Below are 7,913 nucleotides of genomic sequence, written 5' to 3' on the forward strand. Positions count from 1 at the left end.
AACGTATGCTCGATGATAAACGTATTCTGGCACATATTCGCGCTTCTAAGGCGCCGAAACCGGGTACGGAGCTGCTGCTGGGCGATGATGAGAGCATCAAAGCGACCATGACCGCGCGCCACGACGCGCTGTTCGAGGTGGAGTTTGATGACGCGCGCACGGTGCTCGATATCCTGAACGCCATCGGCCATATGCCGCTGCCGCCGTACATTGAGCGCCCGGACGAAGACGCCGATCGCGAGCTTTACCAGACGGTATACAGCGAAAAGCCCGGTGCCGTTGCCGCGCCGACCGCGGGGCTGCATTTTGACGAACCGCTGCTGGAAAAACTGCGCGAGAAAGGTGTCGAGATGGCGTTTGTAACGCTGCACGTCGGCGCGGGGACATTCCAGCCGGTGCGTGTGGACACCATTGAAGATCACATCATGCACTCCGAATATGCGGAAGTGCCGCAAGAGGTGGTGGACGCGGTGCTGGCGGCGAAAACGCGCGGCAATCGGGTGATTGCGGTTGGCACGACCTCAGTGCGTTCTCTGGAGAGCGCGGCGCAGGCGGCGAAGAACGCGCTCATTGAACCGTTCTTTGGTGACACACAAATCTTCATCTATCCAGGTTATCAATACAAAGTGATTGATGCGCTGGTGACTAACTTCCATCTGCCTGAATCGACATTGATTATGCTGGTCTCGGCATTTGCCGGTTATCAGCACACGATGAATGCATACAAGGCTGCGGTAGAACAACATTATCGCTTTTTTAGCTACGGGGACGCGATGTTTATCACGTACAATCCGCAGGCTATTTCTGAGCGCGTCGGGGAGTAAATCCGCGGCGCAGGTTGACACGTTGGACTGTTTTTCTGACGTACTGGAGAAAAAATGAAATTCGAACTGGATACCACCGACGGACGCGCCCGCCGTGGCCGCCTGGTGTTTGATCGTGGCGTTGTGGAAACGCCTGCTTTTATGCCGGTGGGGACCTACGGCACTGTTAAAGGCATGACGCCGGAAGAAGTTGAAGCCACTGGCGCGCAGATTATCCTTGGTAATACCTTCCATCTCTGGCTGCGTCCAGGCCAGGAGATCATGAAGCTGCATGGCGACCTGCATGATTTCATGCAGTGGAAAGGACCGATTCTGACGGACTCCGGCGGTTTCCAGGTTTTCAGCCTGGGCGATATCCGTAAGATCACCGAACAGGGTGTACACTTCCGCAATCCGATCAACGGCGATCCGATTTTCCTTGATCCAGAAAAGTCGATGGAGATTCAGTACGATCTCGGTTCCGATATTGTCATGATTTTTGACGAATGCACGCCGTACCCGGCGGACTGGGACTATGCTAAACGATCGATGGAGATGTCACTGCGTTGGGCGAAGCGTAGCCGCGACCGTTTTGATGGTCTGGGCAACAAAAATGCGCTTTTTGGCATCATCCAGGGCAGTGTTTACGAAGATTTACGTGATATCTCTGTGAAAGGTCTGGTAGAGATTGGCTTTGATGGCTACGCTGTCGGCGGTCTGGCTGTGGGTGAGCCGAAGGAAGATATGCATCGCATCCTTGAGCATGTTTGCCCGCAAATTCCGGCAGATAAACCGCGGTACCTGATGGGTGTCGGTAAACCTGAAGATCTGGTTGAAGGCGTGCGTCGTGGTATCGATATGTTTGACTGCGTGATGCCAACCCGCAATGCGCGTAATGGTCACCTGTTCGTGACCGATGGCGTGGTGAAAATTCGCAATGCGAAGCATAAGAGCGATACCAGCCCACTCGATGCTGAGTGTGATTGCTACACCTGTCGCAATTATTCACGTGCCTACTTGCATCATCTTGATCGTTGCAACGAAATATTGGGCGCGCGACTCAATACGATTCATATCCTGCGTTACTACCAGCGTTTGATGGCGGGTTTACGCAAGGCTATTGAAGAGGGTAAATTAGAGAGCTTCGTGACCGATTTTTACCAACGTCAGGGTCGACCGGTTCCACCTTTGAACGTTGATTAATTTTAATAATGAGGGAATTTGAATGAGCTTTTTTATTTCTGATGCGGTAGCGGCAACAGGTGCTCCGGCGCAGGGCAGCCCGATGTCTCTGATTCTGATGCTGGTGGTGTTTGGTCTGATTTTCTATTTCATGATCCTGCGTCCACAGCAGAAGCGCACTAAAGAGCATAAAAACCTGATGGCCTCCATCGCGAAAGGTGATGAAGTCCTGACTAACGGTGGCCTGGTAGGCCGAGTGACCAAAGTTGCAGAATCTGGTTACATCGCTATCGCACTGAACGATACCACTGAAGTGGTTATCAAACGTGATTTCGTAGCTGCCGTTCTGCCGAAAGGCACCATGAAGGCGCTGTAATAGTAACTTTTCCCTAAGGGAACTGCCGTGTTAAACCGTTATCCTTTGTGGAAGTACATCATGCTGATCGTCGTCATTGTCGTCGGCCTGCTGTATGCGCTTCCCAACCTGTATGGTGAGGATCCGGCCGTTCAAATCACTGGCGCGCGCGGTGTCGCCGCCAGTGAGCAAACGCTGATCCAGGTCCAGAATACGTTACAAAAAGAAAAAATTACCGCTAAGTCTGTGGCACTGGAAGAGGGCGCGATTCTTGCGCGCTTCGACACCACCGACACCCAACTGCGTGCACGTGAAGCGCTGGTGGACGTGCTGGGTGATAAATACGTCGTGGCGCTTAACCTTGCTCCGGCAACTCCGCGCTGGTTGGCGGCCATCAAAGCAGAACCGATGAAACTCGGTCTTGACCTGCGCGGCGGCGTTCACTTCCTGATGGAAGTGGATATGGATACCGCGCTGGGCAAACTGCAGGAACAAAATATCGATAGCCTGCGCAGCGATCTGCGTACAGAAGGCATCCCGTATACTACCGTTCGTAAAGAAGACAATTACGGCCTGAGCATCAACTTCCGTGATGCTGACGCACGTGATAAAGCGATTGCTTATCTCAGCAAGCGTCACCCGGATTTGGTTATCTCAAGTCAGGGCAGCAATGCGCTGCGCGCGGTGATGACCGATGCACGTCTGAGCGAAGCGCGTGAATACGCGGTACAACAGAACATCAATATCCTGCGTAACCGTGTGAACCAGTTGGGCGTCGCCGAACCGGTGGTACAGCGCCAGGGCGCGGATCGTATCGTGGTCGAGCTGCCGGGTATTCAGGACACGGCGCGTGCGAAAGAGATTCTTGGCGCGACAGCGACGCTGGAATTCCGTCTGGTCAACACCAACGTTGATCAGTCTGCGGCGGCATCCGGGCGTGTTCCAGGTGATTCCGAAGTGAAACAGACGCGTGAAGGTCAGCCGGTTGTGCTGTACAAACGCGTTATCCTGACCGGTGACCATATCACTGACTCCACTTCAAGCCAGGACGAATACAACCAACCGCAGGTAAACATCTCGCTGGATAGCGCAGGTGGCAACATCATGTCTAACTTCACCAAGGACAATATCGGTAAACCGATGGCGACCCTGTTTGTGGAGTACAAAGACAGCGGTAAAAAAGACGCTAACGGTCGCGCGGTGCTGGTGAAACAGGAAGAGGTGATTAACATCGCCAACATCCAGTCTCGTCTGGGTAACAGCTTCCGTATTACCGGGATCAACAACCCGAACGAAGCGCGTCAGCTTTCTCTGCTGCTGCGTGCCGGTGCGCTGATTGCGCCGATTCAGATTGTTGAAGAGCGGACCATCGGTCCAACGCTGGGGATGCAGAACATCAAGCAGGGTCTGGAAGCGTGTCTGGCCGGTCTGGCGGTGTCCATCCTGTTCATGATTCTGTTCTACAAGAAATTTGGTCTGATTGCGACCAGCGCGTTGATTGCTAACCTGGTACTGATTGTTGGCATTATGTCGCTGTTGCCGGGGGCAACGCTGAGTATGCCGGGGATTGCGGGGATCGTCTTAACCCTTGCCGTCGCCGTCGATGCGAACGTCCTGATCAACGAACGTATCAAAGAAGAGTTGAGTAACGGACGTTCGGTGCAGCAGGCGATCAACGAAGGGTATGCGGGCGCCTTCAGTTCCATCTTTGATGCGAACATTACGACGCTGATTAAGGTCATTATCCTGTACGCTGTCGGCACCGGGGCAATTAAAGGGTTCGCGATTACTACCGGTATCGGTGTGGCGACGTCGATGTTTACCGCGATCGTCGGTACGCGTGCCATCGTAAACCTGTTGTATGGCGGCAAGCGCGTCAAAAAGCTGTCAATCTGAGGAGTGCGAAGTGGCACAGGAATATACTGTTGAACAATTGAACCACGGCCGTAAAGTCTGGGACTTTATGCGCTGGGACTACTGGGCTTTCGGCATCTCAGGCCTGTTGCTGGTATTGGCCATCATCGTGATGGGCGTGCGCGGCTTTAACTGGGGTCTCGATTTCACCGGTGGTACGGTGATTGAAATCACGCTGGAAAAACCGGCTGAGATGGACGTGATGCGCGACGCGCTGGAAAAAGCGGGCTTTGTTGATCCGCTTTTACAGAACTTCGGCAGCAGTCACGACATCATGGTCCGTATGCCGCCGACCGAAGGGGCCAACGGCGGCCAGGTGCTGGGCAGCAAAGTGTTGAGTGTGATTAATGAATCCACCAACCAGAACGCAGCGGTGAAGCGTATTGAATTCGTCGGACCGAGCGTAGGTGCCGATCTGGCGCAAACCGGTGCGATGGCGCTGCTGGCAGCGCTGATCTCCATCCTGGTTTACGTTGGTATCCGTTTCGAATGGCGACTGGCGGCGGGCGTGGTTATCGCGCTGGCGCACGACGTCATCATTACGCTGGGGATCCTGTCGTTATTCCATATCGAGATCGACCTGACTATCGTGGCATCGCTGATGTCCGTTATCGGTTACTCGCTTAACGACAGTATCGTGGTCTCTGACCGTATTCGTGAAAACTTCCGCAAAATTCGTCGCGGGACGCCTTACGAAATCTTTAACGTGTCACTGACCCAGACGCTGCACCGTACGTTGATTACCTCCGGTACGACGTTAATGGTTATCCTGATGCTGTTCCTGTTTGGTGGTCCGGTGCTGGAAGGCTTCTCGCTGACTATGCTTATCGGGGTGTCCATCGGTACGGCATCGTCCATTTACGTGGCATCGGCGCTGGCGTTGAAACTTGGTATGAAGCGCGAGCATATGCTGCAACAGAAAGTCGAGAAAGAAGGGGCGGATCAGCCGTCAATTCTGCCGTAACCCGATTTTCAGTTCACGCTCAGAAATCCCGGTCATTCGATCGGGATTTTTCTTTTCTTCCTTTCTCTTGTCCTGCAATCACTCCTGACACTATGCTGTCAGGAGCCCTGTTTTATCCTCTTCCTGAACTTACCCACACAGGCAGGAGGAACGATGAAAAGCATTATTAACTGGTTTGAAATTCCCGTAACGGATATGGAACGCGCGATTGCGTTTTATGAGCCGGTCATGGGGCTGCCGCTGCGTCGCGAAAAAATGGATTTTGCCGATCTGGCGGTTTTCCCGTATGACGATCCGGCCACCGGTGGGGCGTTGGCGAAGTTTGATGGCATCGCGCCTTCATTACAGGGCGCCATTATTTATCTGCATACGGACGATCTCGGCGCCACGCTGGATCGCGTCGCCAGTGCTGGTGGCAACTGCGTTTTTGGTCCGCTCGATCTCGGTAAAGAGATTGGTACTATCGCGCTGTTTACTGACAGCGAAGGCAATCGTGTGGGTTTACATCAACCGGCTTAATCACAGAGAGCAACTATGACCCGTCGCGCTGACCGTTTATTTCAGATAGTCCAGATCCTGCGTGGCAGGCGGCTGACAACGGCAGCGCTGCTGGCGGAGCGGCTTGAGGTGTCAGAGCGGACGATCTATCGTGATATCCGTGACCTTTCGCTCTCCGGCGTGCCGGTCGAAGGGGAGGCGGGAAGCGGCTATCGGCTGATGGCGGGGTTTGATCTCCCGCCGCTGATGCTAACGCACCGGGAATCGGAAGCGCTGATTGCCGCCATTCGTCTGCTGCACACCTGGGGCGGTGATCTGCTCTCCAGAGAACTGGAGTCGGCGCAGGAAAAGGTGCTGGCGATATTACCGGAAGAAAGCCGACGTAAAGCCGAGCAGGCACGTATTTTCGCGCCGGATTTTGGCAGGCAACAGCATTCACGCAGCGCGTTCGATATGATCCACCGGGCGGTGAGCACGCAACAGGTACTGGCGTTACATTATCGTGATGAGGCGGGGCAGCTCACCTGGCGGGACGTGCAGCCGTTAGGGATTTTTTTCCAGGGAGAGTTCTGGCTGCTGGTAGCCTGGTGCGAACGGCGCGAGGACTATCGCTGTTTTCGTGTCGATCGCTGTTTAAGCATCACGCCGCTCGACAGGCGATTTAGCGAGTGCGCCGATCGATCGCTGAGTGATTTTTTACGTAAGATCCGCGACGAAACGCACGCATAAAAAAAGCCAGCGCTCTGGCTGGCTTTTGCAGGAAAGTAACGTTATCAGAAGTTGTAGCCGACAACCAGATAGCCACCCCAGCCGGTAGATTTCACGTTGAAGTTACCTTTGCCGAAGTTCAGCTCTGCGTCGTCGTTCCACTGACCCCCGTTGTGCCAGTAACGCGCTACGACCGAATAGTGCCAGTGGTCGTAGTTCAGCGCCAGAATATGGCTGGAGGCGATGGAGTCGTTGGTACGCGCTTTGTTGCCGTTCAGATCGGAGAAGTCGTTGTCGCCCAGATCGGAACCCCAGTCAAAGTTGGTGAAACCGATATAGCTCAGGTTACCGCCCCACAGTTCGGTAATCGGAACAAAGTATTTCACTTTGAAACGGTAGCCGTCCCACTCGTTTTCGTTAGCGGCGCCATAGTTCTGCCACTGATATTTCGCATATACGTTCAGAGACAAACTCATCGGCAGGCCAGTATCAATATCGGTGCCCAGACCCATGTACCAGGTGCTCTGACGGCCATCTTTGTTACGACCCATGTCGTAGATGTAGTTATTGGCGAAGTACCACTCTTTAAACGGACCGAAGCTCAGGTCAGTGCCGGTCAGTTTGTCGATGGAGAAACGCGGTTCGATTTCCATAAACAGCGGAGAACCGTGGTTCCAGATCCCTTTCGCGTCGGTGTTACCACCGAAGAAAACCGGCGCATCCATGTAGCCATAGAAGTCAAACCAGTCTTTCTTCGCGAAAGCTTCATATTCCAGGTAGGTATCGTTACGGAGCTGCGGTCCGAAACGAGTGTGATAGCTACCGACGACGTTGACGCTCTGGTGCCACCAGTCTGAAAGATACTGCGGTTTGTCATTTTCCGCAGCATTTGCGGTGAATGTCGAGGAGAGCGCGAGCACGGCACCGGCTGCAAGTAATGTTTTTTTCATATTGTATGCCACTGTTTGAAATCCCTGACGGGAGTGAAAAAGGCGCAAATAGCGTTTCTGAATAATTCATGTTTCTGGGAGCCTATTATAGAAATCAATGCTCACAAAAATATGTCTTGTTTCACAGTTCTATCATTCACGTAATCGATTGCGTTCACGTTTGCGTATTTTAGCGCGGCGATTGTACTGACTTTCATGCTGATTGCCAACGTTGACAAAAACTGACGTGGATGTCAGTGGAGTCACAAAAAGAGGCGGAGGGATGTTGCGGAACGCACAAAACGTTCCGCAAGGAGGTTTATTGCGTAACAGGCTGGATGTCGTGGATACGCACAAATCCTAACTGGTCGGGGGTGAGGTTATTCAGTTGCAGCGGGATGTCCACATCGCTCGGTGCCAGCACGCTGGCCGGGGCATTGATCAACTGATTCTGCACATTCACTTCCTGATAATTGTCAGTAGTTCCCTGAATTTGCCCATATTCAACGGTGCCGCTAAAGGCCGGCAGCGGATCGTTGGATTCCCCCTGAATGCGCAGC

9 protein-coding genes are annotated in these 7,913 nt (G+C 53.5%); 7 read left to right on the plus strand and 2 right to left on the minus strand.

Going from position 1 to position 7,913, the window contains the following annotated elements; all coding sequences use genetic code 11:
* From queA to AB7E14_RS17030, 7 genes are all read left to right on the plus strand, one after another.
* Positions 1-824 (plus strand): tRNA preQ1(34) S-adenosylmethionine ribosyltransferase-isomerase QueA (gene queA / locus AB7E14_RS17000; RefSeq protein WP_428169702.1); only part of this gene is annotated, 824 nt, incomplete at its 5' end.
* Between the two features lie 54 nt (positions 825-878).
* Positions 879-2,006: a tRNA guanosine(34) transglycosylase Tgt gene (gene tgt, locus AB7E14_RS17005; protein WP_428169703.1), complete on the plus strand. Its 1,128-nt coding sequence runs from the start codon at positions 879-881 to the stop codon at positions 2,004-2,006.
* Positions 2,007-2,028: 22 nt separating this feature from the next.
* On the plus strand, positions 2,029-2,361 hold the full coding sequence (gene yajC, locus AB7E14_RS17010; protein ID WP_042324569.1) for a preprotein translocase subunit YajC: 333 nt from the start codon (positions 2,029-2,031) through the stop codon (positions 2,359-2,361).
* A gap of 27 nt (positions 2,362-2,388) precedes the next feature.
* The gene (gene secD, locus AB7E14_RS17015; RefSeq protein WP_071888433.1) at positions 2,389-4,236 is read left to right on the plus strand and encodes a protein translocase subunit SecD; all 1,848 of its coding nucleotides are present in this window, start codon (positions 2,389-2,391) and stop codon (positions 4,234-4,236) included.
* 10 nt (positions 4,237-4,246) lie between these two features.
* A complete protein-coding gene (gene secF / locus AB7E14_RS17020) occupies positions 4,247-5,218 on the plus strand; it encodes a protein translocase subunit SecF (protein ID WP_043001604.1) in 972 nt (323 codons plus the stop codon).
* 153 nt (positions 5,219-5,371) lie between these two features.
* Entirely contained in the window at positions 5,372-5,737 is a 366-nt protein-coding gene (locus tag AB7E14_RS17025) for a VOC family protein (protein ID WP_044268237.1), read from the plus strand.
* Positions 5,738-5,752: 15 nt separating this feature from the next.
* The gene (locus AB7E14_RS17030) at positions 5,753-6,445 is read left to right on the plus strand and encodes a helix-turn-helix transcriptional regulator (RefSeq protein ID WP_043001602.1); all 693 of its coding nucleotides are present in this window, start codon (positions 5,753-5,755) and stop codon (positions 6,443-6,445) included.
* Positions 6,446-6,489: 44 nt separating this feature from the next.
* Here the strand turns inward: AB7E14_RS17030 and AB7E14_RS17035 are convergent, their stop codons facing one another.
* Positions 6,490-7,374 carry a nucleoside-specific channel-forming protein Tsx gene (locus tag AB7E14_RS17035; protein ID WP_044258980.1) on the minus strand — a complete coding sequence of 295 codons (885 nt, stop codon included), beginning with the start codon at positions 7,372-7,374 and terminating at the stop codon, positions 6,490-6,492.
* Positions 7,375-7,672: 298 nt separating this feature from the next.
* On the minus strand, positions 7,673-7,913 hold a 241-nt coding region (locus AB7E14_RS17040; protein WP_428169704.1), incomplete at its 5' end, for a DUF3251 domain-containing protein.

The sequence above is a fragment of the Citrobacter sp. genome, from assembly GCF_050252275.1.
GTDB lineage: Bacteria > Pseudomonadota > Gammaproteobacteria > Enterobacterales > Enterobacteriaceae > Citrobacter_A > Citrobacter_A amalonaticus.

Excerpts from the sequence above, each read along its gene's own strand:
- tgt (WP_428169703.1), top strand. The coding sequence starts at position 879 with ATGAAATTCGAACTGGATACCACCGACGGACGCGCCCGCCGTGGCCGC.
- yajC (WP_042324569.1), top strand. The coding sequence starts at position 2,029 with ATGAGCTTTTTTATTTCTGATGCGGTAGCGGCAACAGGTGCTCCGGCG.
- AB7E14_RS17025 (WP_044268237.1), top strand. The coding sequence starts at position 5,372 with ATGAAAAGCATTATTAACTGGTTTGAAATTCCCGTAACGGATATGGAA.
- AB7E14_RS17030 (WP_043001602.1), top strand. The coding sequence starts at position 5,753 with ATGACCCGTCGCGCTGACCGTTTATTTCAGATAGTCCAGATCCTGCGT.
- AB7E14_RS17035 (WP_044258980.1), bottom strand. The coding sequence starts at position 7,374 with ATGAAAAAAACATTACTTGCAGCCGGTGCCGTGCTCGCGCTCTCCTCG.